Source organism: Modicisalibacter sp. 'Wilcox', assembly GCF_010993675.1.
Lineage (GTDB): Bacteria > Pseudomonadota > Gammaproteobacteria > Pseudomonadales > Halomonadaceae > Modicisalibacter > Modicisalibacter tunisiensis.
In genome coordinates this window covers 26,520-51,600 of the sequence record NZ_WNXF01000015.1, presented here as the reverse complement: position 1 = coordinate 51,600, position 25,081 = coordinate 26,520, and the positions used below count along the sequence as shown (strand labels likewise).

Annotated in this window: 25 protein-coding genes and 1 other RNA gene; 8 read left to right on the top strand and 18 right to left on the bottom strand. The window is 70.4% G+C overall.

Annotation, left to right across the window (positions count from 1 at the left end):
• Positions 1-39 precede the first annotated feature (39 nt).
• The 8 genes from ruvX to G7A98_RS13535 all read right to left on the bottom strand — a co-directional run bounded on the left by ruvX (position 40) and on the right by G7A98_RS13535 (position 5,905).
• Positions 40-486 (bottom strand): Holliday junction resolvase RuvX, encoded by a 447-nt coding sequence (gene ruvX / locus G7A98_RS13570; RefSeq protein ID WP_163650218.1) that lies wholly within the window; start codon positions 484-486, stop codon positions 40-42.
• Positions 483-1,040 carry a YqgE/AlgH family protein gene (locus G7A98_RS13565; RefSeq protein ID WP_163650217.1) on the bottom strand — a complete coding sequence of 186 codons (558 nt, stop codon included), beginning with the start codon at positions 1,038-1,040 and terminating at the stop codon, positions 483-485. The genes ruvX and G7A98_RS13565 overlap by 4 nt, the downstream gene beginning before the upstream one ends.
• A 14-nt stretch (positions 1,041-1,054) precedes the next feature.
• Entirely contained in the window at positions 1,055-1,981 is a 927-nt protein-coding gene (locus G7A98_RS13560; protein WP_163650216.1) for a cell envelope integrity protein TolA, read from the bottom strand.
• Between the two features lie 15 nt (positions 1,982-1,996).
• Entirely contained in the window at positions 1,997-2,965 is a 969-nt protein-coding gene (gshB, locus tag G7A98_RS13555; protein ID WP_163650215.1) for a glutathione synthase, read from the bottom strand.
• A 102-nt stretch (positions 2,966-3,067) separates the two neighbouring features.
• Positions 3,068-3,811 carry a S1-like domain-containing RNA-binding protein gene (locus G7A98_RS13550; protein WP_163650214.1) on the bottom strand — a complete coding sequence of 248 codons (744 nt, stop codon included), beginning with the start codon at positions 3,809-3,811 and terminating at the stop codon, positions 3,068-3,070.
• 314 nt (positions 3,812-4,125) lie between these two features.
• Positions 4,126-4,854: a 16S rRNA (uracil(1498)-N(3))-methyltransferase gene (locus G7A98_RS13545; RefSeq protein WP_163650213.1), complete on the bottom strand. Its 729-nt coding sequence runs from the start codon at positions 4,852-4,854 to the stop codon at positions 4,126-4,128.
• Positions 4,855-4,952: 98 nt separating this feature from the next.
• Positions 4,953-5,438: a protein-export chaperone SecB gene (gene secB, locus G7A98_RS13540; RefSeq protein WP_163650212.1), complete on the bottom strand. Its 486-nt coding sequence runs from the start codon at positions 5,436-5,438 to the stop codon at positions 4,953-4,955.
• Between the two features lie 47 nt (positions 5,439-5,485).
• Complete coding sequence (locus tag G7A98_RS13535; protein ID WP_163650211.1) at positions 5,486-5,905, bottom strand: rhodanese-like domain-containing protein; 420 nt, start codon at positions 5,903-5,905, stop codon at positions 5,486-5,488.
• Between the two features lie 406 nt (positions 5,906-6,311).
• Here G7A98_RS13535 and gpmI point away from each other — a divergent pair, with 406 nt between their 5' ends.
• The 3 genes from gpmI (at position 6,312) to G7A98_RS13520 (ending at position 10,634) form a co-directional block, all read left to right on the top strand.
• Positions 6,312-7,886 (top strand): 2,3-bisphosphoglycerate-independent phosphoglycerate mutase, encoded by a 1,575-nt coding sequence (gene gpmI, locus G7A98_RS13530; RefSeq protein WP_163650210.1) that lies wholly within the window; start codon positions 6,312-6,314, stop codon positions 7,884-7,886.
• A gap of 7 nt (positions 7,887-7,893) precedes the next feature.
• Entirely contained in the window at positions 7,894-9,054 is a 1,161-nt protein-coding gene (locus G7A98_RS13525; protein WP_240464754.1) for a peptidoglycan DD-metalloendopeptidase family protein, read from the top strand.
• A gap of 236 nt (positions 9,055-9,290) precedes the next feature.
• A complete protein-coding gene (locus G7A98_RS13520) occupies positions 9,291-10,634 on the top strand; it encodes a S41 family peptidase (RefSeq protein ID WP_163650209.1) in 1,344 nt (447 codons plus the stop codon).
• Here G7A98_RS13520 and G7A98_RS13515 read toward each other — a convergent pair.
• The 4 genes from G7A98_RS13515 to G7A98_RS13500 form a co-directional block, all read right to left on the bottom strand.
• Entirely contained in the window at positions 10,631-11,869 is a 1,239-nt protein-coding gene (locus G7A98_RS13515; RefSeq protein ID WP_163650208.1) for a UbiH/UbiF/VisC/COQ6 family ubiquinone biosynthesis hydroxylase, read from the bottom strand. The genes G7A98_RS13520 and G7A98_RS13515 overlap by 4 nt on opposite strands.
• Positions 11,870-11,903: 34 nt before the next feature.
• Entirely contained in the window at positions 11,904-13,106 is a 1,203-nt protein-coding gene (ubiH, locus tag G7A98_RS13510; RefSeq protein ID WP_163650207.1) for a 2-octaprenyl-6-methoxyphenyl hydroxylase, read from the bottom strand.
• A 76-nt stretch (positions 13,107-13,182) separates the two neighbouring features.
• Positions 13,183-14,520, bottom strand: a complete 1,338-nt coding sequence (pepP, locus tag G7A98_RS13505; protein ID WP_163650206.1) for a Xaa-Pro aminopeptidase — start codon at positions 14,518-14,520, stop codon at positions 13,183-13,185.
• 36 nt (positions 14,521-14,556) lie between these two features.
• A complete protein-coding gene (locus G7A98_RS13500; RefSeq protein WP_163650205.1) occupies positions 14,557-15,150 on the bottom strand; it encodes a UPF0149 family protein in 594 nt (197 codons plus the stop codon).
• 138 nt (positions 15,151-15,288) lie between these two features.
• Here G7A98_RS13500 and G7A98_RS13495 point away from each other — a divergent pair, with 138 nt between their 5' ends.
• The 3 genes from G7A98_RS13495 (at position 15,289) to G7A98_RS13485 (ending at position 16,493) form a co-directional block, all read left to right on the top strand.
• Positions 15,289-15,591, top strand: coding sequence for a cell division protein ZapA (locus G7A98_RS13495; RefSeq protein ID WP_163650204.1), 303 nt, complete (start codon positions 15,289-15,291; stop codon positions 15,589-15,591).
• 67 nt (positions 15,592-15,658) lie between these two features.
• Positions 15,659-15,843: non-coding RNA, 6S RNA (gene ssrS, locus G7A98_RS13490), on the top strand.
• Between the two features lie 29 nt (positions 15,844-15,872).
• Complete coding sequence (locus G7A98_RS13485; RefSeq protein WP_205596274.1) at positions 15,873-16,493, top strand: 5-formyltetrahydrofolate cyclo-ligase; 621 nt, start codon at positions 15,873-15,875, stop codon at positions 16,491-16,493.
• Positions 16,494-16,852: 359 nt separating this feature from the next.
• Here the strand turns inward: G7A98_RS13485 and ilvA are convergent, their stop codons facing one another.
• The gene (gene ilvA, locus G7A98_RS13480) at positions 16,853-18,535 is read right to left on the bottom strand and encodes a threonine ammonia-lyase, biosynthetic (protein WP_163650258.1); all 1,683 of its coding nucleotides are present in this window, start codon (positions 18,533-18,535) and stop codon (positions 16,853-16,855) included.
• Position 18,536: 1 nt separating this feature from the next.
• Between ilvA and rpiA the strand changes: the two genes are divergently transcribed.
• Positions 18,537-19,208, top strand: coding sequence for a ribose-5-phosphate isomerase RpiA (gene rpiA / locus G7A98_RS13475; RefSeq protein ID WP_163650203.1), 672 nt, complete (start codon positions 18,537-18,539; stop codon positions 19,206-19,208).
• On the opposite strand, the gene waaA is transcribed toward rpiA, so the two are convergent.
• Genes waaA through G7A98_RS13460 form a run of 3 tightly spaced genes read right to left on the bottom strand, consistent with a single transcriptional unit; the run spans position 19,196 to position 23,031 of the window.
• Positions 19,196-20,515 (bottom strand): lipid IV(A) 3-deoxy-D-manno-octulosonic acid transferase, encoded by a 1,320-nt coding sequence (gene waaA, locus G7A98_RS13470; protein WP_163650202.1) that lies wholly within the window; start codon positions 20,513-20,515, stop codon positions 19,196-19,198. The genes rpiA and waaA overlap by 13 nt on opposite strands.
• Before the next feature lie 3 nt (positions 20,516-20,518).
• A complete protein-coding gene (gene hldE / locus G7A98_RS13465; protein ID WP_163650201.1) occupies positions 20,519-21,949 on the bottom strand; it encodes a bifunctional D-glycero-beta-D-manno-heptose-7-phosphate kinase/D-glycero-beta-D-manno-heptose 1-phosphate adenylyltransferase HldE in 1,431 nt (476 codons plus the stop codon).
• Positions 21,946-23,031: a glycosyltransferase family 9 protein gene (locus tag G7A98_RS13460; protein ID WP_163650200.1), complete on the bottom strand. Its 1,086-nt coding sequence runs from the start codon at positions 23,029-23,031 to the stop codon at positions 21,946-21,948. The genes hldE and G7A98_RS13460 overlap by 4 nt, the downstream gene beginning before the upstream one ends.
• 19 nt (positions 23,032-23,050) lie before the next feature.
• Here G7A98_RS13460 and G7A98_RS13455 point away from each other — a divergent pair, with 19 nt between their 5' ends.
• A complete protein-coding gene (locus G7A98_RS13455) occupies positions 23,051-23,761 on the top strand; it encodes a 3-deoxy-D-manno-octulosonic acid kinase (RefSeq protein ID WP_240464752.1) in 711 nt (236 codons plus the stop codon).
• Between the two features lie 14 nt (positions 23,762-23,775).
• Here G7A98_RS13455 and G7A98_RS13450 read toward each other — a convergent pair whose 3' ends face one another.
• Positions 23,776-24,369, bottom strand: coding sequence for a YrbL family protein (locus tag G7A98_RS13450; protein WP_240464757.1), 594 nt, complete (start codon positions 24,367-24,369; stop codon positions 23,776-23,778).
• A gap of 148 nt (positions 24,370-24,517) precedes the next feature.
• On the bottom strand, positions 24,518-25,078 hold the full coding sequence (locus tag G7A98_RS13445) for a YrbL family protein (RefSeq protein WP_163650197.1): 561 nt from the start codon (positions 25,076-25,078) through the stop codon (positions 24,518-24,520).
• Between the last annotated feature and the right edge of the window lie 3 nt (positions 25,079-25,081).

Sequence of the window (25,081 nt, the reverse complement as noted above, 5' to 3'; positions counted from 1 at the left end):
CTTGCGGGCCGGCCGTGTTGCATTCAGGCAGGAGGCACGTCAGCCGAGCGGGCGCGCCGGCAGCCCCTCCCCGGCGGCAAACCAGCTTTCGAGGATCAGCTGGGCGGCCAGGCCGTCGACGCTTTCCTCGCGATAGTTGCCGCGATGCCCCCGCTCGCGGGCGATGCTCTTGGCCTCGCGGGTCGAGCCGCGCTCGTCGACCATCTCGCAGGGCTTGCCGTAGCGGCCGTAGAGGCGCTTGCCGAACTTGCGCGCGCGCGTGCTCATGGTCGTCTCGCTGCCGTCGTTGTCGATCGGCAGGCCGACCACGAACAGGTCCGGGCGCCACTCCTCGACCAGCCGCGTCACCACGGCCCAGTCGGGGATGCCGTCGCGGGCCGGCAGCGGCTCCAGTGCCGTGGCGCGGCGGATCAGCTCGTTGCCCACCGCCACGCCGATGCGCCGGGTGCCGAAGTCGAAGGCCAGGATCAGGCGTTCGCCGCTCAACTGTGGCCCGCCTCGCCGGTCAGCAGGTTGAGGTCGATGCCGAGGATCCCCGCGGCGGCGTTCAAGCGCTGTTCCGGCGGCAGGTCGAAGATCACGCCGGGCTGGGCCTCGACGGTCAGCCAGGTGTTCTCCTTGAGTTCGCTCTCCAGCTGGCCGGCCTCCCAGCCGCAGCAGCCCAGGCAGACGATGAACTGCTCCGGGCCCTCGCCGCGGGCCAGCGCCTTGAGCATGTCCATCGACGTGGTCAGGGCGATGTCGTCGGCGACCTGGATGCTCGAGTCCCAGGGCTCGGCGCTGCCGCGATGCAGGATGAAGCCGCGGTCGCGATGCACCGGCCCGCCGTAGTAGACCGGCTGGTCCCGCGCCGGGCAGGCATCGGCATCGATGTCGAGCTGCTCGAGCAGGGCGTCCAGCGTCAGCTCCAGCGGATGGTTGACGATCACGCCCATGGTGCCGTCATCGTCGTGATCGCACAGATAGCTCAGGCTGCCGGCGAAGTTGGGATCCTCGAGATGAGGCATCGCCAGCAGGAAATGGTTGCGCAAGCTTTGCATGGGCCTCCCGGGCGTCAGCGCACGCCGAAATTGTTGCCTTTGCCGTACCGCCAGACCCGCGTGATGGTGAGGCTGTCGCGCGCACCCATGCCCTTGTCGAAGGGCCGGTAGGGCGCGGCGCCTCGCACGGTGTCGAGGGCGGCCTGGTCGAGTCGGGGCTTTCCGGAGGATTGTATCACCTCTGCCTGGCGCAGCTGACCGTCGCGGCCGATGACCACGCGGATGCGCAGCTGGCCGTCGAGATCCGGCGGCGCCGGGTAGAAGCGGTTGCCGTAGGTTTCCACGCGCCGCGTCCAGTCCTCCTCGTAGCGCGCCTCGGCGGCCTTGCGGGCGGCGCGCTGGCTGGCATCGCCCTCGCCGCCGCCGGCCGGGGCGGCGTCGAAGCCGCGCTCGCGGACGCTGGACGTGGCCTGGGCCAGCAGGTCCCGGCCGCTCGCCGCCGACGCATCGCGCCGCGGTTTCGGTGGCTCGTCAGGAGACGGCGGCGGCGGTGCTGAATCCGGTGCCGGCGCGGGCTCGGGCGCCGGAGCCGGGGGGGGCTCGGAAGGCGCCGCCGGTTCATCGGGGGCGGTCGGCTCGGGCGGCGGTGCCGGCGAGTCGGTCGCCGCGGGCGAGGCGGGCGGCGGCGGGGACGACGCCGATTCCGGCGCAGGCGGCGGAGACGGCGCGGCGGGCGTGTCGTGACCGGTCGATTCCGGCCCCGAGGCCGTCTGCGCGGCCTCGGCGATGGCCCGGGCCGCCTGGGGCTCGACGGCCGGCTGGCGCGTCAGCACCACGTCGATCGCCGGCGGTGGCTCGGGGGGCGGCGGCGACCACGTCAGCCCGGCGACCCCCGCCAGCACCAGCGCATGCAGCGCCAGCGCCGACGCGCCGGCCAGCCACTGCCGATAGCGGCGGCTGACCGGGGCGTAGTCGTGCGGGTCGCTCACCGGCGCCGTCATGGCCGCGTTCCCGGCTCAGTGACGGCGCTCGGCGAGCCGCCGCTCGATGGCGTCCATCAGCTCGCCGGCGATGTCGGTGCCGCGCTGGTCGTCGATCTCGCGCACGCAGGTCGGGCTGGTGACGTTGATCTCGGTGATGTAGTCGCCGATCACGTCGAGCCCCACGAACATCAGCCGCTTCTCGCGGATCACCGGCTGCACCTGCCCGATCAGCCAGTGATCGCGCTCGGTGAGCTCGCGACTCACCCCGCGACCGCCGGCGGCCAGGTTGCCGCGGGTCTCGCCGGCCAGCGGCACCCGCGCCAGCCCGTAGGGAATCGGCTCGCCATCGACCAGCAGGATGCGGGTGTCGCCGTCCTTGATCTCCGGGATGTAGCGCTGGGCCATGATCTGGCGCCGGCCACGCTCGGTGAGCATCTCGAGGATGGAACCCAGGTTGCGCCCCTCGGGGCGGACGTGGAAGATTCCCGAGCCGCCCATGCCGTCCAGTGGCTTGAAGATCACGTCGCCGTGCTCGGCGTGAAAGGCGCGCAGCACCCTGGCGTCGCAGGAGACCACGCTGGGTGGGATGCACTGCGGGAACTGCTGGGCGAAGAGCTTCTCGTTGCACTCGAGCAGCGCCCGGGTGGGGTTGACCACCAGCACGCCTTCCCGCTCGGCGAAGCCCAGCAGGTAGACGGCATTGAGGAAGTGGCCGTCGACCGGCGGATCCTTGCGCATCAGGATCACGTCGAGCTCGGCCAGCGGCGTGGCCTCGGGCTCGTCCAGGGCGTACCAGCGCTCGGGGTCGCGGTACACCTCCAGCTCGCGCAGCCGGCCCATGGCGCGGCCGTCGCGCAGGTAGAGGTCCTCCTGTTCCAGATAGTACAGCGTGGCCCCCCGGTCCTGGGCGGCCCAGAGCATGGCCAGGGTGGTGTCCTTCTTGTAGGCGATCGCGGCGATGGGGTCCATCACCACGCCGATCTTGAGGGGGCGTTGGCTCATCGGTCTACTCGTCGGCGCCGGGTGTCCGGCGGGAAATGATCGCTTGCAGTATGCCGCAGGCCGGCGGCGGACTCCAAGGCGCCCGCTGCCCCCGACGGCGCGTTACCGGGAAGCGTCGGCCGAGGTTCCATCGTCGTCGACGCGGTGGATACCGTCGGCCTCGAGCCGGATGCGGCGCTGCCTGTAGAGCCCGCCGATCGCCTCCTTGAAGGCGCTCTTGCTGACCCCGAGCCGGGCCTTGACCACCGCCGCCGGGCTCTTGTCGGTGAGCGCCAGGAAGCCGTCGCCCTCGGCCAGCGCGGCCAGCACCCGCTCGCGGGCCTGATCGCGCCGCGCCCCGCCCAGCGGCGCCAGCGACAGGTCGAGCCGCCCGTCCTCGCGGACCCGGCGGACATAGCCGTCGAGCCGCTCGCCGCGCCGCAGGGCCCGGGGCAGGTCGTCCTGATAGAGCAGCCCCCAGACGCGATGCTCGACCACCGCCTTGACGCCCAGCGGTGTACGGTCGGCAACGACCAGCGTCACCGCATCGCCCGGCGCCAGGTCGTCGCCGGTGTCGGCGATGAAGCGATTGAGGCGCATCGAGGCCACCGGGCGGCTGCGTTCGTCGACGTTGATCTTCACCAGCACATGGCGCCCCGCCTCGGGCCGGCCGACCTGCTCGCCGAAGGGCAGCAGCAGGTCCTTGGGACGCCCCCAGTCGAGAAAGGCGCCGCTGTCGTTGACGCTGACCACGCGCAGCCAGGCGACCTCGCCGATCGCCGGGTGCGGCGCTCGGGAGTCGGCATCGGCATGTCGCGGGGTGTCGGCAGCGGCGGAAGGCGGGCGCGAAGGGGCGCGTCGGGACATGACGGAGTACCTGCAAAGCAAGGGAAGGATGGCAATGGCCATTATGCGGCCGGGCAGCGCCCGCGGGCAAAGGGCGTTGACGGCGGCGGCCCGGTGGCGAGCTCATCGCGACCGAAGTCGCTCCCACAGCATCCGGCCGCAACGACCCTGACCAGGCCGGTCAGCCTGGTGGGTAGACTTGTGGGAGGGGATTCATCCCCGACGGCGGTGCCCGGCGGCCGGTTCATCGCGACTGAAGTCGCTCCCACGGCCAGGCGCCGGATGAGCGACCTGCCGAGAGATCACGGCCAGCGCAGTCGTTTGCAGGCGCCCTCTCAGAGATCGCCGAAGTAATGCTGCAACAACGTCAGCGCCACCACCGGCGCGGTCTCGGTGCGCAGCACGCGCGGGCCCAGGGTCAGCGGCGCGAAACCGGCGTCGGTGGCGGCGGCCACCTCGGCCTCGGCGAGCCCGCCCTCGGGACCGATCAGCAGGGTCGCCGTGTCGATGCCGTCGCGTGCCTGCCAGGCGGTCGGGGTGGCCGGGTGCAGCACCAGGCGCAGTGCCTCGTCGCGCACGGCGAGCCAGGCGGCGAGCGTCATCGGCGGATGCACCGGCGGCACGGTGGCACGCCCGCACTGCTCGCAGGCACTCGCCGCCACGCCGCGCCAGTGGGCCAGCTTCTTCGCCTCGCGCTCGCCCTTGAGGCGCACGTCGCCGTGATCGGTGTAGAGCGGGGTGATCGCCGCCACGCCCAGCTCGACGGCCTTCTGGATGGCGTAGTCCATGCGATCGCCCTTGGAGATCGCCTGACCCAGGTGCACGGCCAGCGGCGACTCGCCGGCTCCCGGCGCGACCGTGTCGACCCGCGCCACGACCCGCTTGCGGCCGACCTCGACGAGCTCGGCGGCGGCCTCGAGCCCCCGGCCGTCGAACAGCGTCAGCCGCGCGCCCTCCCGCAGCCGCAGCACCGCCGCCACGTGGCGTGCCGCACTGTCGGGCAGGGTCAGGGCATCACCGGGATGCAGCGTGGCATCAACATGAATTCGCGGGCCGGGCGTCACGGCGCGGGCTCTCCATCGGCTGGCGCTCGGTGAGCGGCGTCACCGGGGCGGTGAAGGGACGGCGTCGCGGGGGCCGGGCGCCCCCGCGAACGAGGCGCTTACTGAGTGGTTTCGCTGCCCTGGGCTTCACGCTGCTTCTTCTGGGCGTACATCGCCTCGAAGTTGACCGGCGCCAGCATCAGCGGCGGGAAGCTGCCGCGGTTGACCAGGCTGTCGATGCACTCGCGGGCGTAGGGGAACAGCACGTTGGGGCAGAACGCGCCCAGGGTGTGGTCGAGCTGGTCACCCTCGAGGCCGGCGATGCGGAACAGGCCGGCCTGCTCGACCTCGACCAGGAAGGAGGTGCTGCCGCTGTCGGCGTGGGACACCTGGGCGGTGACCTTGACCACGACCTCGTAGAGGTTCTCGCCGACCTCCTCGTGGGTGGTGTTCAGGTCCAGGCCGACCTTCGGCTTGAACGGCTGCTGGAACACCGCCGGCGCGTTGGGCGACTCGAAGGAGATGTCCTTGACGTAGATCCGCTGCAGGGAGAACTGCAGCTGCTGCTCCTGGCCCTGAGCGGCCTGATTGTTGTCTTCTGCCATCTTGTAGGTTCCTCAAGCTGCATTGGCGACGACCGCGAGGCCGTCGTTCATTTCTTGACCACCGGCAGGTTGTCGGCCTGCCACTGCGCCATGCCGCCCTTGAGCTTGGTGGCCCGGGTGAACCCGGCCTTGCTCAGCTTGGCGACCACGGCGCCGGCCGACTGGCCATGGCGGCAGACCACGACGACCGGCTTGTCCTTGAACTTGTCGAGCTCGGCCAGACGGTCGTCGAGCCGGTTCTGGGGGATGTTGCGGGCCCCGGCGATATGCCCGGCCTTGAACTCCTTGGACTCGCGGATATCGACGATGATGCCGTCATCGCGATTGACGAGCGAGGTGGCCTCACTGGTGCTGACACCGTGATTGCCGGTCATGAATTCGTAGGCCAGCCAGGCGATGAGCACCACGACGAAGGCGCCCACCAGCAGCGGATGATTCTGCACGAATTCGAACAACTGATCGATCATGGTCCGGATAACTCTGCTGGGAAATCGGGGTTGGAAATCGGTGCACCGCACCACCCGAGAATCGGGCGGGCGCCCAGTATACACAAGCCGCCTTGCGGCGTCCGTGGCCGAGCAGGCAATCACCGCTGGCTCCGACGAGGGTGCCGGGGGCAGGTTGAAGAGGGGTCCTGCGCCATGGATGGCGTAGGTAGCGCCCAAGGAGGGGTTCACAGCGCCCCTCGCAAACCTGCCGACGGATCAGCCCGAGTCATGTCGCAGCTATCTGCAATAGCCCTGCGTGGCCGGGCCGCGACTGTGACGGCCCCTGCCGCGCTGCGGTATGATGCCATCCGGAGACGTGAGTCGCGAGGACCCGGCGCGCCGACGGCCCGCCGGGAGTCGCCATCACCAACGACGAGGCCCCTTCATGTCAGATGCCACGGTTACCCGGCCGCGCCCGGTCGCGCTGATCATCCTCGATGGCTACGGCCACAACGAGTCGCCCGAGAACAACGCCATCCTGGCTGCCGACACGCCGGTCATGGACGGCCTGAAGCAGCGCTACCCGCATGCGCTGGTGCATACCGACGGCCGCTTCGTGGGGCTGCCCGACGGCCAGATGGGCAACTCCGAGGTCGGACACATGAACCTCGGCGCCGGCCGCGTCGTCTACCAGGACTTCACCCGCATCACCAAGGCCATCGCCGACGACGAGCTGGGCAATATCGCCGCCCTGACCACGCCGATCGACGCCGCGGTGGCCGCCGGCAAGGCGGTGCACCTGCTCGGCCTGCTCTCGCCCGGCGGCGTGCACAGCCACGAGGATCACATCCTGGCCATGGCCGAGCTGGCCGCCCGGCGCGGCGCCGAGCGCATCTACATTCATGCCTTCCTCGACGGCCGCGACACCCCGCCCAGGAGCGCCCGGGCCTCCCTCGAGCGCGCCGACGCCCGGCTCGCCGAACTGGTCGGCGCCGACCACGGTTTCGTCGCCTCGCTGATCGGCCGCTACTACGCCATGGACCGCGACAACCGCTGGGACCGGGTCGAGCAGGCCTATCGGCTGATCACCGAGGGCGTCGGCGAGCATGTCGCCGAGTCCGCCGTGGCGGGGCTCGAGGCTGCCTACGCGCGTGACGAGAGCGACGAGTTCGTCACCGCCACCAGCGTGCGCCCGGCAGGCGAGGCGATCGCCATGGCCGACGGCGACGCGGCGATCTTCATGAACTTCCGCGCCGACCGGGCCCGCGAGCTGACCCGCGCCTTCGCCGAGGACGACTTCACCGGCTTCCCCCGTCAGGCACGCCCCCGGCTCGCCGGCGACGGCCTGGTGATGCTCACCGAGTACGCCGCCGACATCCCGGCGAGCTGCGCCTTCCCTCCGGCGGATCTGGTCAACACCCTGGGCGAGGTGGTCGCCGAGCGCGGCATGACCCAGCTGCGCATCGCCGAGACCGAGAAATACGCCCACGTGACCTTCTTCTTCTCCGGCGGCCGCGAGGCCGAGTTCGCGGGCGAGACCCGCGAGCTGATTCCCTCGCCGCAGGACGTCAGGACCTATGACGAGAAGCCGGAGATGAGCGCCGTCGAGGTCACCGACAGGCTGGTCGCGGCGATCGAGTCCGGCACCTACGACCTGATCGTCTGCAACTACGCCAACGGCGACATGGTCGGCCACACCGGCGACTTCGCGGCCGCCGTGAAGGCCATCGAGACGCTCGATGCCTGTGTCGGCCGCGTGGTCGAGGCCCTCGAGCGCGTCGGCGGCGAGTGCCTGATCACCGCCGACCACGGCAACGCCGAGCAGATGGTCCACCCCGAGACCGGCGCGCCGCAGACCGCCCACACCACCTTCGAGGTGCCGCTGATCTACGTCACGCCGCGCCAGGCCCGGCTCGCCGACGACGGCCGGCTGTGCGACATCGCCCCGACTCTGCTGGCGATGATGGGCGAGGCGGTGCCCGGCGAGATGACCGGCAACGTGCTGGTCAGCTACCCCTGATCGCCGCGTGAGCCACGGCGTCCCGCATCGCCGGCGCCTGCGCGGCGTGGCGGCCGTCCTGCTGGGGCTCTGGGCGACGCTGGCCGTCGCCCAGGACGACGAGCAGGCGGCGACCCGGGCCCGGGTCGACCGCCTCGGCCAGGCGCTGCAGGCGCTCGACGCCCGCCTCGCCGACTCCCGCCAGGCCCGTGACGCGGCCACCCGCCAGCTCGAGCAGGTCGAGTCGGCACTCACCGCGGTCCATCAGCGCCTGGACTCGCTGCGCCGGACCCGGGCACAGCTCGATGACGAGATCCACGATCTCGAGGCCCAGCGCCGCCAGCTTCAGGCACGGCGCCGGGCCCAGCGCCAGGCGCTGGCCCGTCAGCTGCGCGCGCTCTATCGACTGGGCGAGGCACCGCAACTCAAGCTGCTGCTCAATCAGGACGACCCGGCCCGGCTGGACCGCCTGCAGACCTACCTCAACCACCTGAGCCGAGCGCGCACCCGACGCCTCGACGCCATCGCCGCGCTGGACGACCGGCTTGCCGAATCCGGCGAGCGTCTCGCCCAGCGCCGACAGCGCCTGAGTGCCACGCAGCAGGCGCTCGAGGTGCAGCGGCGCACCCTCGACCAGCGCCAGGCGGAACGCGAACGACTGGTCGCCAGGCTCGACGCCCGGGTCGAGGATGACCAGAGTCGGCGCCGCCGGCTGGCCGAGGCCCAGGATGTGGCGGAGAAGCGTCTCGCCGAGATTCGCGAACGGCTCAAGCGTCTCGAGCAGTCCCCGCCGTCCACCGCCATCGACCGCACGCGCGGCGATCTGCCCTGGCCGGTGAGCGGCCGGGTGGTCGCGAGCTTCGGCGACGGCGACGGCGTCGACCACAACGGTCTGCTGATCGCCGCCCCGGCGGGCACCGAGGTGCAGGCCGTGCATGCCGGCCGGGTGGTGTTCGCCGACTGGATGCGCGGCTACGGCAACCTGCTGATCATCGACCACGGCGACGACGTGATGACCCTCTACGCGCACCTGCAGACCATCGCCGTGCCGGTCGGCGCCCGCGTCGCCGACGACCAGGTGGTGGCCAGCGTGGGCAACACCGGCGGGCGTTCGCAGTCTGCGCTGTACTTCGAGGTGCGCCGGGGCGGCGAGCCCATCGACCCGAAACGCTGGATCCGCCGACGCTGACGGCTCGGGGCCCTGCCGCCATCTCGCGAGAGGCGCCGGGGACAGGTCAGAGAGGGGGTCCTCGGCCAGGGATGGCCGAGGTAGCGCCCAGGGAGGGGTTCACAGCGCCCCCTCGTCGGCCTGTCGCCGGATCAGCCTCGAGCGGTCCCCCGCCACCGGCCGGCCGCGCGCGGGCTGGCCGCGGCCCCGCCGCTGACGCTATGCTGTGGGCTCGTTCGTCGCGTCCCGGAGTCCGCATGCGCGCTTCCCGTTTCCGCTGGCTGCTGCCGGCCCTGTTCCTCGGCGTCACCAGCCTGACCCTCCCCGCCCACGCCGCACCGCAAGCCGCTGCCGGCGGCGACGACGCCCTGCCGGTGGCCGACATCCAGACCTTCGCCGAGGTCTTCGAGCGCATCAAGCGCGCCTATGTCGAGAAGGTCGACGACGCCACCCTGCTGCGCAACGCCATGCGCGGCATGCTCGGCCAGCTCGACCCGCACTCCGCCTATCTCGACAAGCAGGCCTTCGAGGCGCTGCGCGAGACCACCGAGGGCCAGTTCGGCGGCGTCGGCATCGAGGTGGGCATGCAGGACGGCCAGCTGACGGTGATCGCGCCGATCGACGACACCCCCGCGGCGCGCGCGGGCCTCCAGCCGCAGGACACCATCCTGCGCATCGACGACACGCCCACCGATCGGCTGTCGCTGCAGGAGGCGGTCAACCTCATGCGCGGCGATGCCGGCACCTCGATCACCCTGACCATCCTGCGCCAGGGCGAGAGCACACCGCGCACCCTGACCCTCAAGCGCCAGATCATCCAGACCGACAGCGTCAAGCACGAGTGGCTGGCACCGGGTTACGGCTATCTGCGCATCAGCCAGTTCCAGAGCCGCACCGCCGACCAGGTCGACGCCGCACTCGACGACCTGACCGCCAAGGGCGCGCCCAAGGGGCTGGTGCTGGACCTGCGCAACAACCCCGGCGGGGTGCTCGACAGCGCCGTGGACGTGGCCGACGCCTTCCTCGATCACGGGCTGATCGTCTACACCGAGGGGCGCCTGCCGGACAGCAACCTGCGCTTCTCGGCCAAGCCGGGTACCCGCGCCGACGGCGTGCCCATGGTGGTGCTGATCAACGGCGGCAGCGCCTCCGCCGCCGAGATCCTCGCCGGCGCCCTGCAGGACCGCCACCGCGCGGTGATCATGGGCACCCGCAGCTTCGGCAAGGGCTCGGTGCAGCAGGTCATGCCGCTGGGCAACGGCGACGGCCTGAAGCTGACCACGGCGCTCTACTACACGCCCAGCGGTCGCTCGATCCAGGCCCAGGGCATCACCCCGGACATCGAGGTGCGCCGCGGCCACCTGGAGATCGCCAAGGACAGCGGCCTTGCCATCAGCGAGTCCGACCTGGCCGGGCGCCTCGCCAACCCCAACGGCGGCGCCGGGAAGGCCGCATCCGGCGACCGCGCCCCGCTGCAGGACTACCAGCTCGGCGAGGCGCTCAACCTGCTCAAGGCACTCAACGTGCTCGGTGATGCGGCGGTCATTCCCCGCCCACCGGCGGACGCCACGGCGACCGCCGGCGACCCGCAACGCCCCTAACGGCAGGTCCGGGGCAGGCGCCCCCGCTCGCCCACCGCCTGGCGCATCATCAGCCGCTTGAGCGGCGTCAGGCGGTCGACGCCCGACAGTCCCAGGTTGCGCGCCAGCCGCAACGCCGGGTGGCCGGCGCCGAACAGCCAGCGGAAGGCGTCCATCAGCGCCAGCATCGCGGCATTGTCGCCACGACGGCGTCGCGCATAGCGGGCGAGGATGCGCACGTCGCCCGGCGCGACGCCCCGGCGGCGGGCCTCGATGAGTTCCTCGGCCAGCACGGCCGCATCCATGAAGCCCAGGTTCACCCCCTGACCGGCCAGCGGGTGGAGGCTGTGCGCGGCATCGCCGACCAGCGCCAGTCCCGGCTCCACGTAATGCTCGGCATGGCGCTGCACCAGCGGAAAACGATGCACCTCGCCGACCACCTCCACCGAGCCCAGCGAGGCGCCGAAGGCCTGGCGCAGCGCGTCGCCCAGCTCGGTCGGCGGCAAGGCCGCCAGTCGCTCGGCCTCCGCCGGGGTGGTCGACCAGACGATCGAACAGTAATGGGGCGTGTCGTCCAGCGTCAGCGGCAGGAAGGCCAGCGGCCCGGTGGCCAGGAACACCTGCCGGGCGACGCCGCCATGCGGGCGGGCGGTACGCACGGTAGTGACCAGCGCCGCCTGCCCGGTATCCCGGCTGGTCATGGCAATGCCGGCCAGCTCGCGCAGCTGGGAGCGGGCGCCGTCGGCGGCCACCACCAGCGGCGCCCACAGACGCCGCCCGTCCTCGAGCACCAGCCGCCGCCCGCGAGCGGGCGTCTGCAGGGCACTCAGCCGGACCCCGTAGTGACAGCGAACACTCGGCAGCTCGGCCAGGCGCCGCTCGAGCGCGGCCAGCAGCACCTCGTTCTCGACGATATGCCCCAGTACCGACACTCCCGCCTCATCGGCGTGAAAACGGATCTCGCCGCTACCCTCACCGTCCCAGACCTGCATGCCCCGGTACGGGGTCACCCGGCGCTCGGCAGCCCAGCGCCAGACGCCCAGATGGGTCAGCAAGCGCTCGCTGACCGGGGTGATCGCACTGACTCGTGCCGCGGCCTCGCCCCGCCCGGCCGCCTCGGCGTCCAGCGCCGCCGGCCGGGCATCGAGCATGTCCACCGTCATGCCGGCCTCGCCCAGCAGCGCCGCCAGGGTGGCGCCGACCAGGCCGCCACCGACGATGATCACGTCCGCGTCATTCGTTTCCGTCTGTGTCATGTTCGCTCGATCCTTGTATGGTTGCCCGGCATCGCTAGCGCTCGACGCCCATCGCCCGACGCGCCAGCGTGCGCCGCAGCGGGCCGACCAGGTTGAGCCCGACCAGCCCGGCGGCCCGGGCGTGCGACAGCAATGGGTGGTCGATGCCGAACAGCCGGATCAGCCCGTCGCTGAAGCGGATCACGTTGTGCCGGTCCGCGGCGCGGCGCGCCTCGAAATCCTGCATCACCGCCATGTCGCCGGGCGCGAGGCCGTCGGCCAGCCCCTGCTCGAGGGCGCCGACCAGATCCATCACGCCGCGCAGGGCCAGATTGAAGCCCTGACCGGCCACCGGGTGCAGGGCGTGAGCCGCATTGCCGAGCACCGCCAGCCCGGGGCGTACCGGTTCGCGCGCGGTGACCAGCGACAGCGGGTACACGTGCCGCCGGCCGACCCGAGTGAAACGTCCGGCGCGCTCGCCGAAGGCCTTCTGCAGGCGCGCCAGGAAGTCGCCGTCGGACAGCGCCAGCGTAGCCTTCTCGGCGCCCTGTTCGTGGGTCCACACCAGCTCCATGCGCCGACCCGGCATGGGCAACAGCGCCAGCGGGCCATCCGGTGTGAAACGCTCGTAGGCAATGCCGCGATGCGGCCGGCTGACCTCCAGCGTGGCGATCAGCGCGCTCTGCTCGTAGGGCGTGGCGTCACTGTCGATTCCCAACCGCTCCTTGAGCCCGGAGCGGCCGCCATCGGCCAGCACCGTCAGCCCGGCATCCAGCGTATGGCCGTCCGAGAGCGTCAGGCGATGCCCGCCATCGCGCGGGGCCAGCGACTCGACCGTCGCCGGGCAGTGCCAGTGCAGCGGCAGTTCGCCCAGGCGCTCGTGCAGCACCCGGCCCAGCCAGGCATTGGGCAGCACGTAGCCCAGCGCCTCGACGCCCATCTCGGCCGCGCTCAGGCGCACGGCGCCCAGCCGTCCGCGTTCGCTGACGTGGATGGTGTCGATGGCGGTGGCCTCGCGGGCCAGGGCCGGCCACAGATCGAGCGCCGCGAAGTGGCGGCGCGATCCCTGGGCGATGGCGCTCGCCCGCGCATCGAAACTCGGCTGGTAGTCCGCCGTGCGCGACTCGCCGAGCGGCGCCGCCTCGATCACCGCGACGCGCAGCCCCGCCCGCCGGATCAGCGGCGCCAGCGCGCAGCCCAGGCTGGCGCCGACCAGGCCGCCGCCGACAATGGCGATATCCACCGACTCACTGGCCATCCCACCTCCCGGGTGTAACTGTTGATACGAAATTACGATTATTACGTATTGCGCAAGCCAGGCACCATCATGCCGGTCAATTATTGACCATTAGGGCCTCGATTTCCGCCACCCGCTTGGGCACGTCGGCCGTCAGCACCTCGTGCCCCGAGGCCGTGACCGCCACGTCATCCTCGATGCGGATGCCGATGCCGCGCAGGGCCGCGGGGATATCCTCGTCCGCGGGAAGGTAGAGGCCCGGCTCCACGGTCAGCACCATGCCCGGCGCCAGTGGGCGGGGCTCACCGTCAACGCGGTAGTCGCCGACGTCATGCACATCCAGCCCCAGCCAGTGCGAGGTGGAGTGCAGATAGAAGCGGCGATAGCTGCCGTCCTCGATGCGGGCCTCGAGATCACCCGTCAGCAGCCCCAGCTCGATCAGCCCGCGGGTCAGATCGCGCACCACGCCCTGGTGAATCTCGACCAGCGTCGCCCCCGGGCGCACCGCGGCCACGGCGCGCTCCTGAGCGGCCAGCACCACCGCGTAGACGGCGCGCTGGGCGTCGCTGAAGCGCCCCGAGACCGGGAAGGTGCGAGTGATGTCGCCGGCGTAGCCCTCGAACTCGGCCCCCGCGTCGATCAGTACCAGCGTGTCCGCGGCCAGCTGCGCGGCGTTCTCGACATAGTGCAGCACACAGGCGTTGGCACCGCCGCCGACGATGGTGCCGTAGGCCGGCCCGGCGGCGCCCTGCCACAGGAACTCGTGCTCGAGCTCGGCCTGCAGCTGGTACTCGTGGCGGCCGGGGCGCGCCGCCTGCATGGCGCGGACGTGGGCCCGGGCGGAAATGCGTGCGGCATGGTGCATCAGGGCCAGCTCGGCATCGCTCTTGATCAGCCGCTGCTCGTGGAGCCGAACCGAGATGTCTTCCAGCGCCCGCGGCGCCACGGCGCCACGCCGCGCGCGGGCCTTGAGGGCGCGGCGCACGTCCTCGGCCAGGGCCACGGCCTCCGGGTCGTCGAGGGGCAGGTAGAGGGTTTCGCGTCCGTCGAGCAGGGCCTCGAGGCGCTCTTCGCGCTCGGCATTGGCGAACGCCTGGTCGACGCCGAAGCGCTGCGTGGCGGCCTCGGCGCCGATGCGGATGCCGGTCCAGGCCTCCTGGGCCGGATCCTTGTCGAGACAGAACAGCACGCTCTCGCCCTCGGCACGGCCGGGCAGCAGCACCAGCAGGGCGTCCGGCTCGGGAAAGCCGGTCAGGTAGTGGAAGTCGCTGTTCTGGCGGAAGGGATACTCGCTGTCGTTGCTGCGCGTGACCAGCGCGGCCGCCGGCAGCAGCACGGCGCTCGCGGCGGGCAGCCCGCGCATCAGCGCCTCGCGGCGGGCGCGGTATTCGTCGGGCCCGATGGCGCACGGGCGGGCGAGGGGTTCGGGGGCCATGATCGCTCCTGGACAGGAATGGGCGGCGTGGGGGGCTCAGTTCGACGGCGTGGTGTCGTCGCTCGGCTCGGCCTGCTCGACCTGCGGCTTGCCGGGGTGCTGCTCGGTGTAGAGCAGCATCGCCGCCATGCGCGCATGCTCGGTCAGGGTGAACAGGTCGTTCTCGTTTTCGGGCGTGTCGTCGATCGCCAGCTCGTCGAGGTTGGCCAGGGTTTCCAGGTCCTCGATCGCCTCGCGCAGGTTGGGCGACCAGGCATCGCGCGCCTCGGCTCCGACCTCGCCGACCACCTCGAGAAAGCCCAGCGTCCATTCGCGCAGCCCACGGGCCCGCTCGGCCAGCGAGAACAGCTCGTCCGGCAGCAGGGGCTCGTAGTTGAGCGACGCGGCGGACAGCGCATCGAGCGCCTGGCGCCGCCAGGCCAGCAGCACCTCGGCGTCGTCGCGGTCGCGGGGCTGCTCGACCCCCATCGCCTGGCACACCGTCTCGAGCCAGGCGTCGGCGGACAGGTCGTGAAGCGCCAGCGCGGCGGCCAGGCGACCGTCCAGGAAGGCCGGTGACTGCAGGCTGCCGTGGGCGAGGAAGACATCGGCCACGGTGGAAAAGTCGAGTTGCTCGTTGATGATGGACATGCCGGTCTCCCGTGATTGGCGAGAGGCGGCGCGGCACGCCTTCCCGGCGCGTTGACCCGCTATCGGCGCCTCTCTATAGTGCTCGAACCGTTTCATCTTATCGCACGGGCCAGGGCTTGGCCCCTCCAGGAGACTGGCATGAGCGACGACAACCGGTCGACCGTCGAGATCACCCTGCTGGGACGCAGTTTCGTGATTGCCTGTCCTCCCGACCAGGAAGCCGGGCTGCAGCGCGCGGCGCGCTATCTCGACCGGGCGCTGCAGGGCGTTCAGACCCACAGCCCGACGATGGCCACCGAGAAGGTCGCGCTGATGGCAGCCCTCAACATCAGCCACGAGCTGCTTCAGGCACGGGACGAGAACCAGGCTCGCGAGGCGCAGCTGGAACGTCTCGATCAGCGCCTGGCCCGCGCCCTGGGCAATGCCACGCCCTCGTCGTGACCCGCTCCGGGACACTCGTCGCAAAAACAGCCCTTTGGCCGGCAGCGTGGCTCTGATAGGATGAAGAGGTTCCCTGGTGTGTACGCCAGTCGTTGACGTCCCTCGAGCCTATGCGCAGTACCCAGGGGGCCAAATGCTAGACAGGCCCGTGTGCATGTCCGTGCGACGGAAAGCCTGACGGTCTGTCTGCGGCCACCCACCTTGAACCTATGGGTTCAAGGGCCAGAACGACAGCGGCACTCCGGGGAACTCCACTGAACACCTGCCGCCGATGGAATCCCGTGACCGAGCCTGTGACCCGTGACGCCCAGCGCCGCGCCCTTCGACGCACCCTGCGTCAGCGCCGTCGCGCCCTGAGCCCGCGCCAGCAGCGCCAGGCCTCCGAGGCCCTGTGTCGACGCCTGCGCCGCCTGCCGGAAGTGCAGCGGGCCCGGCACGTCGCCCTCTACCTGCCCAACGACGCCGAGATCGATGCCACGCCGCTGATCGACTGGCTGCGCCGCCGGGGCGTCCGCGTCTACCTGCCGGTGCTGCGCCCCCTGGCCGAGAATCGCCTGTGGTTCGTTCACTACCATGCCGGCACGCCGATGGTGAGCAACCGCTTCGGCATCCGCGAGCCCGACACCCGCCACGGCGCGCACCACGCGCGTCAGCTGCCGCCCTGGGCGCTGGACCTGGTGCTGATGCCGCTGGTCGGCTTCGACGATCACGGCAACCGCCTGGGCATGGGCGGCGGCTTCTACGATCGCAGTTTCGCCTTCACGCGCCGGCGCCGCCCGCGACCGCGGCTGATCGGCGTGGCCCACGACTGCCAGCGCGTCGACGAACTGCCCGTGGCCGGCTGGGATATCCCTCTCGACGCCATCGTCAGCGACCGTCGTGTGGTGCGCCCCGAGCCCTGAGCGGCCCCTTTCAGCCTGACTGAAACGACACCGCCGCCGTGGCAGGACCACGGCGGCGGTGTCGTGTGGCGGGGAAAGGTGGCGATCAGGTACCGATCAGCGTCTGTGCATAGCCCGTGGCCACCACCCCGAAACCGAAAATGAGTACCAGTGCCATGACCAGGTCAGGCTTGCGCTTCATGACCGCTCCCCAGGTTGTCGTGTTAACAGCTTATTGTTGAATGATGCGCACGACTATAGGGCTGAGCCATAAGGATGACAAGCCCTTCTCATTCCAGGAAATCGGGAAACCCCGCAAAAGGCGGGGCTTTTGACGTAAGCAAGCACACACACCGGGGAAATGGCCCCGCCTTTGGGCGCTATTCCATGAATAGCCGGTAGGCCACGTTGTCGGTTTCCTTCCAGAAGCGATAGCCGATGCGCTCGAAATACTCCTCGACGTGTGCCCGATCGCCGTTGGGCACCTGCATGCCCACCAGCACGCGCCCGTAGGCGGCACCGTGGTTGCGATAATGGAACAGCGAGATGTTCCAGTCGGCCGGCAGGTGGGTGAGGAAGTTCATCAGCGCGCCGGGACGCTCGGGAAACTCGAAACGGTAGACCTCCTCCTCGAAGTGCTCCTTGGGGCGTCCGCCGCCGAGATGGCGAATATGCAGCTTGGCCAGCTCGTTGTCGGTGAGGTCCTCGACCGGGTAGCCGGCATCGCGCAGCTTGCGGATCACCTCGGCCCGGTCGTCGCCGCCCGGCTTGACCTGTACGCCGACGAAGATATGGGCGTGCTCGAGATCGGCGTAGCGGTAGTTGAACTCGGTGACCATGCGCTTGCCGATGATGCGGCAGAACTTCTTGAAGCTGCCCGGCCGCTCGGGAATCGTCACCGCCAGGATCGCCTCGCGCTGCTCGCCGAGTTCGGTGCGCTCGGCGATGTGCTGCAGGCGATCGAAGTTGGTATTGGCCCCGGAGTTGATGCAGACCAGCGTCTCGCCGGAGGCGCCGGTCTGCTGGATGTACTTCTTGAGCCCGGCCAGCGACAGCGCCCCGGAAGTCTCGGACACGGCGCGGGTGTCCTCGAAGATGTCCTTGACCGCGGCGCACATCTCGTCGGTATTGACGGTGATCACCTCATCGACCAGCCCGCGCAGGATGGCGAAGGGCGCCTCGCCGATCTGGGCGACCGCGACCCCTTCGGCGAACACCCCGACCTGATCGAGCACCACCCGCTCGCCGGCCTCCAGGGCGGCCTTGAGGCAGGCGCTATCCTCGGACTCGACGCCGATCACCTTGACCTCGGGGCGCAGGTACTTGACGTAGGCGGCGATGCCGGCGATCAGGCCGCCGCCACCCACCGGCACGAAGATCGCATCCAGGCGCCCGGCGTTCTGGCGCAGGATCTCCATGCCCACCGTGCCCTGGCCGGCGATCACGTCGATGTCATCGAAGGGCGGGATGTAGGTGTAACCGTGCTCGGCGATCAGCGTCTGGGCATGTTCCTGCGCCTCGCTGAAGGCATCGCCCTTGAGCACCACCTTGGCGCCGCGGGCGCGCACCGCCTGGACCTTGATCTCCGGGGTGATGCGCGGCATCACGATCACCGCCTTGACGCCCAGCTGCTTGGCCGCCAGCGCCAGCCCCTGGGCATGGTTGCCGGCGGAGGCGGCGATCACGCCCTTGGCCTTCTGCGCATCGCTGAGCTGGGCCATCTTGTTGTAGGCGCCGCGCACCTTGAAGGAGAAGACCGGCTGCAGATCCTCGCGCTTGATCAGAATCTGGTTGTCGAGACGGCGGGACAGGAAGGGAGCGGGAGAGAGGGGGGTTTCGCGGGCCGCCTCGTAAACGCGGGCCTGGAGTATCTTCTTGACGGTGTCTTCGAGCATCCTGGTTTCCTGAGAATCGCGCGTCGCGTGGGCCTTGCACCCGGAATGGTGAACATCTATTGGTAGCAGACTAAAGGGGAACTCGTCCAGTTGGCAGCGCCGGCCGTGCCATCCACAGCCGCCGACGGCTCGCCTATAATGGCGCCGCCATCCACCAACGAGCGCCATCATGACCCAGGACGAACTCAAGCAGGCCGTCGCCGACGCCGCCATCGACGAGATCCGCCCGCTGCTCGCCGCCGACACGGTGATCGGTGTCGGCACCGGCTCCACCGCCAACCGCTTCATCGACGCGCTGGCCCGCCTCAAGCACGAATTCCGCGGCGCGGTGGCCAGTTCCGAGGCCACCGCCGAGCGCCTGCGCGGCCACGGCATCGAGGTCTTCGAGCTCAATCATGCCGGGCCGCTGCCCGTCTACGTCGACGGCGCCGACGAGATCAACGCACGCCTGGAGATGATCAAGGGCGGCGGCGCGGCGCTGACCCGCGAGAAGATCGTTGCCGCCTGCGCCGAGCGCTTCGTGTGCATCGCCGATGCCTCCAAGCGGGTCGAGGTGCTGGGCGGCTTCCCGCTGCCCATCGAGGTGATTCCGATGGCCCGCTCCTGCGTGGCCCGGGAACTGGTCAAGCTGGGCATGACGCCGGTCTATCGCGACGGCGTGGTCACCGACAACGGCAACCAGATCCTCGACTGCTACGACGCCCTGTTCGAGGATCCCGCACGGACCGAAGCCGAACTCAACAACCTGGTCGGCGTGGTCACCAACGGGCTGTTCGCGCGGCGTGCCGCGGATGTGCTGCTGCTGGGTACCGCGCAGGGGGTGGAGCGCTACACGCGCTGAGTCTCGCCTTCATCCCCGGCGGGGCCGCGCCCCGCCAGCGCCTGATCGAAGCGAGCACTCACTTCATCCAGTGTCTTCGCCAGGGCGCCACGGTTGGCATCCACCACCGCCCGGCCGGCCTCGCCCAGACGGCGGCGTGCCGTCTCATCGTCGAACAGCGCAAGCAACGCCCCGGCCAGCGCCTCGGCGTCGGCGACCTCGCGCCGCGCCCCGGCCTCGGCGAGCGTCTCGGCGATCTCGCGCAGGTTGTCCAGGCAGGGACCACTGAGCACCGGGGTGCCCACCGCCGCCGGTTCCAGCAGGTTGTGCCCGCCGACCGCCACCAGCGAGCCACCGACGAAGGCCGCGTCGGCGGCGGCGTAGAAGTGCATCAGCTCACCCATGGTGTCGCCGAGCAGCACGCGGGTCCCGGTGTCGGGGGCCTCGCCGTGGGAGCGACGCGCCACCCGCTCGCCCCGCGCCCGGCACAGCTCGGCCACCGCCTCGAAGCGCTGGGGATGGCGCGGCACCAGCACCAGCAGCGCCTCGGGATAGCGCCGGCACACCCGGGCGTGCGCCGCCAGCACGGCCTCTTCTTCCCCGGGGTGGGTCGAGCCCGCCACCCACACGAAGCGCCGACCCCAGGCGGTTCGCAGGCGCTCACTCTCCTCGCGCAGGCGCGCATCGACCTGCAGGTCGAACTTGAGCGCGCCGGTGACCTCGACGCGCGCATCCGGACAGCCCAGCGCCCGGAAGCGCTCGGCATCGGCCGGCGCCTTGGCACCGATCCAGTCGACGTGACGCAGCATGTCGCGGCTCAGCGTGGCGAAGCGCCGATAGGTGCGAAAGGCACCGTCGCTGAGCCGGCCGTTGGCGATCGCTACCGGTACGCCGTGAGCGGCGCAGGCATGCAGCAGGTTGGGCCATAGCTCGGTCTCGGCGATGATCGCCAGGGTCGGTGCCAGCCTCGCGAGGAAGCGCCGCGTGGCGCCGGGGAAGTCCAGCGGCAGAAAGTGATGACTCACTTCAGTGCCGAACAGCGATTCGACGCGCGCCGCCCCGGTCGCCGTCATGGTGGTGACGACCAGCTCGGCCTCGGGATGGCGGGTCAGCAGCGCCCGAATCAGGGAGGCGGCGGTGACCACCTCGCCCACCGAGGCGGCATGCACCCACAGGCGCGGCCCGGGCGGGCGCGCCGGTATCAAGCCGAGCCGTTCGCCCCGCGGGCGAGTGGGCACCGACTCACGCCAGATACGCCGCCAGATCAGGGGCGAGGCCAGGTACAGGGCGCCGTCGTAGGCGGCGCGAACCCAGTCGGCACGGCGCACGACTCAGCGCTCGCGGTCGAGGATGGTGCCGATCATGGCGGTGGTGGAGACACCGTCCTCGAAGCCCAGCACGCGCACCTCGCCGCCGTTGGCGATGACCGCCTCGCCGCCGGCGATCGCCTCGGGGCGATAGTCGCCGCCCTTGACCAGCACGTCGGGCAACACCGCGCCGATCAGCGCGGCCGGGGTATCATCGCTGAAGGGCACCACCCAGTCGACCGCCTGCAGCCCGGCCAGCACCTGCATGCGCCGCGCGAGCGGGTTGATCGGCCGGCGCGGTCCCTTGAGGCGTGCCACGGAGGCGTCGTCGTTGACCGCCACGATCAGCCGGTCGCCGAGTGCACGGGCCTGCTCGAGGTAGGCGACATGGCCGGCATGCAGGATGTCGAAGCAGCCGTTGGTCATCACCACCCGCTCGCCGCGGGCCTGGGCGGCGCGCACCGCCTCGCGCAGCGCCGCGGGCTGGATGGCCCCGAACTCGGCGAGCTTGTCGCCGTGCAGGGCGGTGTAGAGCTCGGCGATCGACAGCGTCGCGGTGCCCGGCTTGGCCACCACCAGCCCGGCGGCCAGGTTGGCCAGCGTCATCGCCTCGGGGAAGGCGTGGCCGGCGGCCAGCGCCAGGCCCAGCACGCCGATCACGGTGTCGCCGGCGCCGGTGACATCGAAGACCCCGCGCGCCCGGGTCGGCAGATGAAGCGGCGCGTGATCGGCGCGGATCAGGGTCATGCCCTTCTCGCTGCGGGTGATCAGCAAGGCCTCGAGCTCGAGCTCGGCGCGCAGCCGCTCGCCCTTCTCGGCCAGCTCGACCTCGTCACGGCAGGGACCGACGACCGCCTCGAACTCGCCGAGGTTGGGGGTGATCACGCTGGCACCGCGGTAGCGACGGAAGTCGCGCCCCTTGGGGTCGACCAGCACGCGCTTGCCGGCGGCCCGGACCATGCCGATCAGCGCCTCGACGCGGCCGAGCGTGCCCTTGCCATAGTCGGAGAGGATGACCAGATCGGTGTCCGCCAGCGCCGTCTCGACGCGGGCCAGCAGCTCCGTGGTGTCGACCTCGGCCAGGGATTCCTCGAAGTCCAGGCGGATCAGCTGCTGATTGCGACTCATCACCCGCAGCTTGGTGATGGTCGGAATCGCGGCGCTGGACTGAAAGTGAGTCTTCACGTCACAGGCATCGAGACAGCGCGCCAGCAGCCGCGCATTGTCGTCGTCGCCGACCAGGCCGGCCAGCGCCGCGTGGCCTCCCAGCGAGGCGATGTTGAGCGCCACGTTGGCCGCGCCGCCGGGGCGATCCTCGGCCTCGCCGACCCGCACCACCGGTACCGGCGCTTCCGGCGAGATGCGCGAGGTGCCGCCATGCCAGTAACGGTCGAGCATCACGTCACCCACCACCAGCAGGCGGGCCTGTTCCAGGGCGGTCAGGTCGAACTTCATCGGGCAACTCCGGCAGCAGGGTCGGTGGACGCCAGCAGCGCATCGGCGCGTGCCGTCACGTCCTCGGTACGGATCAGGCTCATGGCATCGGGATGGCGCACCCGCTGCCCCCAGGGGACCTCATCGGGGGCCTTGTGCAGGAAGGTGCGCACGGCATCCGGGTAGCGGTTGACCACCGCCTGCCGCCAGCAGTAGGGGGCGGCCCGCTCGGGGTTGGTGGTGGCGTAGAGGCCGACGGTGGGCCGGCCCAGGGCGTTGGCCATGTGCACCGGCCCCGAGTCCGGCGCGATCACCAGCCGGGCCTGGTCGATCAGTGCCAGCAGGCCCTTCAGCGAGCTGCCGCCGATGGCGTCGATCACGGCCTCGGCGTCGACCAGGGCGCGGATGCGCTCGCCCATCTCGCGTTCCTGAACGCTGCCGCCGCCGGTCAGTACGCTCTTCAGACCATGCTGGCTCCACAGATGCTCGATCACGCTGGCATAGCCCTCGGCCGACCAGTTGCGGAAGTTGCGCAGCCGCGGGTTGGCGCAGGGACTGATCAGCGCATAGGCGGCCTCGCCGGTGAGACGCCGGGCCTCGTGACGGGCCGCCTCGGGGATCGGCAGATCCCAGCGCGGGCGCGTGTCCTCGACCCCCAGCAGCCGCGCGAAGTCCATGAACGACTCGAGCACGTGGGCCCGCTTGCGGGGGGCGATCTGGCGGTGCGTGAACCAGTGCTGGGCATCCTTGGCCCGGGCCTTGTCATAGCCCACCCGAACCCCGGCCTTGAGGCCCAGCGACAGCACGCTGGCACGCAATGCCTGCTGCATGTGCAGCAGCACATCGAAGCGGGTGTCGGCGAGCTGGCGCCAGATCGCCCGCATCCCGGCCAGCCCGGTCGCCTTGTCGTAGACGACGAACTCGACCCCGGAAAGGCCGGTCAGTAGACTGTGCTCCCCCTTGCCGATGATCCAGGTGATCCGGACATCGGGCCACTGGCGCTGCAGGGCACGCACGGTGGGCACCAGGTTGCAGACATCGCCCAGCGCGGAAAGTCGCAGTATCGCGATGTGCGCGGGCCGGGCAGGCAGAGGATGCTTCATGCGGTTGGCAACGTTTCGGATGGGAAAAGATTTCATCTTACATGATGCCGGCATTCTATGGGACGCCGAGCGGCCGCCACAAATCAGCCCGGCCTGGTTCAGCAGCGCCTTCTGGAAGGCGCGCGATGCCATCACCGGCCAGGCCCCGGGCCGCGGTGCCAGCCTGTTCGTCGATGCCGCGGCGGTGGGCGTGGCCGACGAAACCTGGGTACTGCGACCGTACCGCCGTGGCGGCCAGGCCGCACGGTTCAGCGAGGACCACTACCTGTGGACCGGGGCCGAGCGCTCCCGCGCCTTCCGCGAACTGCGCCTGACCGCGACGCTGCACGCGCAGGGCCTGCCGGTCCCCCGACCGGTGGCGGCCTGGGTCCACCGCCACCGCATCAGCTACCGTGCCGCGCTGCTGACGGTGAAGCTGCCCGGCGCCCGCGCCCTGGCCGACTGCCTGGCCGACGCCGACCCGGCACTGCTCGAGCGTGTCGGTGCCACCCTGCGCCGCTTCCACGAGGCCGGGCTCGATCATGTCGACCTCAACGCCCGCAACCTGCTGATCACCCCCGACGAGCGCATCTGGCTGATCGACCTCGACCGCTGCCGACTGCGCCGCCCCGGCGGCTGGCGGCAGCGCAACCTGAAGCGGCTGGGGCGGTCGATCGAAAAGTTCTCGTCGGCCGCGACCGACGACATGGCCGCCGTTGCCAGAGGCTATCGTGCTGGCTCGCCAGCGTGAGACCCGCCCGGGCCTCAGGCAGCCAGGGCGGTGCGGGTACGGCGCTTGAAGCGCTGCCACTGGCGATTCACCTTGCGGCGCCCCAGGAAGGAGACGTGCGACGCCAGCTTGATGAAGTCCCGGTCGCCGATGCCATCCACGACATAGAGGTGCAGCCCCTCCCCGTCGGCCTCCGCGAGGATGTTGCTGATGTGCAGATCGCTGCTGAAGATGCGGTTGCGAAGCAGGTAGTCATGCAGTTCCCGGAAGGCCGGTCGCAGCTCGTCCAGCGAGACCTGCCGATGCGCCAGCAGGGCCTCCACGCTGGGCAGCGGCCGCTGCCAGTCATCCTGAAGCAGGTCGAAGACCAGCCCCGGCCCGCGGTCCGTGGTGACCCAGCCGTGACAGCGCGGCAGGTGCGACCAGTCGACCCGGCGCCTGGCCAGGGTACGGAAGTACGCAAAATCCTTGGCATTCTGGTGCTTCAGATTCTGCCTGCGATGCGTCACCTTGATGCACAGATCCGTCCTGTCCGGATGGCGGTAACACGCCCTCTCCGTTCCCCGGCCGACGAGCAGGCCATCGTGCAGGGGCAGCTCGCCACGGTCTCCTTGCGGCGTCCGGCACATCTCAAGCATAGCGATCCCTCAACGTCAGGACGTGACAGATCGCTAAATCTTAAGACAGCCTTAAGAAAAATTAAAGATAGCAGACTAAATAAACCGCCGGCCCGAGCCATTCGCACGCCGGCTCGTCGGCAAGATGCTCGAGCCGACCTCAGGGCAGCAGCTTGCTCATGAAGACATCCCTGCTTTTCAACGTCTTGCGTCTGGAAAGGCTCCTGGAGCGCGTGACCAGCCACAGCTTGAGGCCATAGCGCCGGGTGCCCAGCCCGTCGATGATCACGGGCCTCCACTGTACCCCGGCATCACGGACCAGCACCTGGTCCCGATTCACGTCGCCGAGACAGACACCCTCCTCCAGCAGGAAGTCGAACAGTTCATCGGCCAGGCGTCGGGCCTCGTCCCGGGAGATCGTCCCCTGGTCCAGCGCCTGCGCCAGCGGGGCCGACGCCTGCCCGTCATGATCGACGATTCTCTCGAAGACCAGACCGTGACCCCGCGTGGTGGCCACCTCGCCGTAGAATGTCGGCAGGTAACGCCCGGTCAAGCCCCGCCGTTCGAGATGACGGAAGTAGTAGCGCTCGATGCGGTTCTGCTGCCGGTGCACGACGCCGGGTCGATTTACCTTGATGCACTTGGCGGCGTCGTGCGGGTGGATATAGCACTCGCGTTCGTTGCCCGCGCCCAGCCGCAGCCTATCTTCCAGTTCCAGCATCAC

What these genes read in the sequence shown, in the direction of transcription:
- G7A98_RS13565 (WP_163650217.1), bottom strand. Translation starts at nt 1,040, where the DNA reads ATGCAAAGCTTGCGCAACCATTTCCTGCTGGCGATGCCTCATCTCGAG.
- G7A98_RS13560 (WP_163650216.1), bottom strand. Translation starts at nt 1,981, where the DNA reads ATGACGGCGCCGGTGAGCGACCCGCACGACTACGCCCCGGTCAGCCGC.
- gshB (WP_163650215.1), bottom strand. Translation starts at nt 2,965, where the DNA reads ATGAGCCAACGCCCCCTCAAGATCGGCGTGGTGATGGACCCCATCGCC.
- G7A98_RS13550 (WP_163650214.1), bottom strand. Translation starts at nt 3,811, where the DNA reads ATGTCCCGACGCGCCCCTTCGCGCCCGCCTTCCGCCGCTGCCGACACC.
- secB (WP_163650212.1), bottom strand. Translation starts at nt 5,438, where the DNA reads ATGGCAGAAGACAACAATCAGGCCGCTCAGGGCCAGGAGCAGCAGCTG.
- G7A98_RS13535 (WP_163650211.1), bottom strand. Translation starts at nt 5,905, where the DNA reads ATGATCGATCAGTTGTTCGAATTCGTGCAGAATCATCCGCTGCTGGTG.
- gpmI (WP_163650210.1), top strand. Translation starts at nt 6,312, where the DNA reads ATGTCAGATGCCACGGTTACCCGGCCGCGCCCGGTCGCGCTGATCATC.
- G7A98_RS13520 (WP_163650209.1), top strand. Translation starts at nt 9,291, where the DNA reads ATGCGCGCTTCCCGTTTCCGCTGGCTGCTGCCGGCCCTGTTCCTCGGC.
- G7A98_RS13515 (WP_163650208.1), bottom strand. Translation starts at nt 11,869, where the DNA reads ATGACACAGACGGAAACGAATGACGCGGACGTGATCATCGTCGGTGGC.
- ubiH (WP_163650207.1), bottom strand. Translation starts at nt 13,106, where the DNA reads ATGGCCAGTGAGTCGGTGGATATCGCCATTGTCGGCGGCGGCCTGGTC.
- pepP (WP_163650206.1), bottom strand. Translation starts at nt 14,520, where the DNA reads ATGGCCCCCGAACCCCTCGCCCGCCCGTGCGCCATCGGGCCCGACGAA.
- G7A98_RS13500 (WP_163650205.1), bottom strand. Translation starts at nt 15,150, where the DNA reads ATGTCCATCATCAACGAGCAACTCGACTTTTCCACCGTGGCCGATGTC.
- G7A98_RS13495 (WP_163650204.1), top strand. Translation starts at nt 15,289, where the DNA reads ATGAGCGACGACAACCGGTCGACCGTCGAGATCACCCTGCTGGGACGC.
- ilvA (WP_163650258.1), bottom strand. Translation starts at nt 18,535, where the DNA reads ATGGCGCTCGTTGGTGGATGGCGGCGCCATTATAGGCGAGCCGTCGGC.
- rpiA (WP_163650203.1), top strand. Translation starts at nt 18,537, where the DNA reads ATGACCCAGGACGAACTCAAGCAGGCCGTCGCCGACGCCGCCATCGAC.
- hldE (WP_163650201.1), bottom strand. Translation starts at nt 21,949, where the DNA reads ATGAAGTTCGACCTGACCGCCCTGGAACAGGCCCGCCTGCTGGTGGTG.
- G7A98_RS13460 (WP_163650200.1), bottom strand. Translation starts at nt 23,031, where the DNA reads ATGAAGCATCCTCTGCCTGCCCGGCCCGCGCACATCGCGATACTGCGA.
- G7A98_RS13455 (WP_240464752.1), top strand. Translation starts at nt 23,051, where the DNA reads ATGGGAAAAGATTTCATCTTACATGATGCCGGCATTCTATGGGACGCC.
- G7A98_RS13450 (WP_240464757.1), bottom strand. Translation starts at nt 24,369, where the DNA reads ATGTGCCGGACGCCGCAAGGAGACCGTGGCGAGCTGCCCCTGCACGAT.
- G7A98_RS13445 (WP_163650197.1), bottom strand. Translation starts at nt 25,078, where the DNA reads ATGCTGGAACTGGAAGATAGGCTGCGGCTGGGCGCGGGCAACGAACGC.